The sequence below is a fragment of the Halorubrum sp. SP9 genome, assembly GCF_005435015.1.
In the GTDB taxonomy this organism is placed as follows: domain Archaea; phylum Halobacteriota; class Halobacteria; order Halobacteriales; family Haloferacaceae; genus Halorubrum; species Halorubrum sodomense.
In genome coordinates, this window is sequence record NZ_SGXU01000126.1 from 1 (window position 1) to 1141 (window position 1141).

Sequence of the window (1141 nt, forward strand, 5' to 3'; positions counted from 1 at the left end):
CAGAGAGTCTGAAGTGGAGTCAGTCTCTAACCGTGCGCTATTGTCCTATTCACTTCCGCTAGTCCTTGCAGGTGTGATTTATTCTCTTGTTGGACAGATCGACTATTTCATAATAGGATATTTTCTCGGCTCGGCAGAGGTTGGCCAGTATCAAGTCGGGTTCTTGCTCGCTTCAAACCTGCTTATTGCACTTCGGGCAATTACTCCGATCTTCAAACCGATTGTGGCCGAGAATATGAGCAATAACACGCTCCTTCAGAACCGGTTCACACTAACGACGCGGTGGGTGACTATCCTGACGATCCCTCCGACTCTGACACTCGTGTTAGCCCCAGAGACTTATCTTTCTCTCCTATTCACTGAGCAGTACACTGCAGCAGCGACCGCGGTTGTCGCACTCTCTATTGGATACCTTCTTAATGCAGCATTCGGACCAGAGGGAATGATGCTTGAGGGGCTTGGTCACACTCGTCTTACCCTGCTAAATACGGTCGTTCTCGTTGGTGTAAATGGAACTTTGGACGCGTTGTTGGTTCCTACATTAGGAATTCTTGGGGCGGGAATTGCGACTGGTACTGCTCTTACAGTTGCCGGAATGGCGGGGGTCATCGAGATTTATTATCTCCGTGGGATCCACTCCTTTAGCAGAGGTTTAGTACGCGTTTGGACAGCTGCGCTACTTCCGCTACTAGTAGGGATTGTGATTGTGACCAATACTGGTGGTCTGGTACTCGTGATTTCACTCCCGATCCTCGTTGTCTTTTCTTTCGTCGTGGGGCTTCGCCTGATTGGTGGATTCACCTCCGAGGATGTACAGGTCGCTACCCAGTTCGACGAACGCCTCGGATATCCAGTGTTTGAAAAACTACTAATGCCTAATATCGACACCTAAAATAATAATAAAGCAAAATAAGATCATAGTGTCTGAGAGTACTGGAAGAGTTGTAACGATTAAACGAGTAATTCAAGGAAGTTATAAAATTCGATTACGTCTATACGTAGCGGACAGCACCTGAGGGCCGGTTTATCGATAAGTGACCCCTGTTTGGCAAAGCAGGCATTGTTCAGATTAGTTTGCTCTGTTGAATCCACAGTGAGCGGCGGGATAGTCACTGTGAAGCCGGAAGCGAAGCGGAAAAAC

General features: G+C 47.9%; 2 protein-coding genes. One reads left to right on the plus strand and one right to left on the minus strand.

From position 1 onward, the window contains the following. The coding region (locus EXE45_RS16780) for an oligosaccharide flippase family protein (protein ID WP_137695002.1) at positions 1–892 on the plus strand (892 nt) is incomplete at its 5' end. A 59-nt stretch (positions 893–951) separates the two neighbouring features. On the opposite strand, the gene EXE45_RS20820 is transcribed toward EXE45_RS16780, so the two are convergent. Continuing rightward, on the minus strand, positions 952–1141 hold a 190-nt coding region (locus EXE45_RS20820; RefSeq protein ID WP_206750487.1), incomplete at its 5' end, for a hypothetical protein.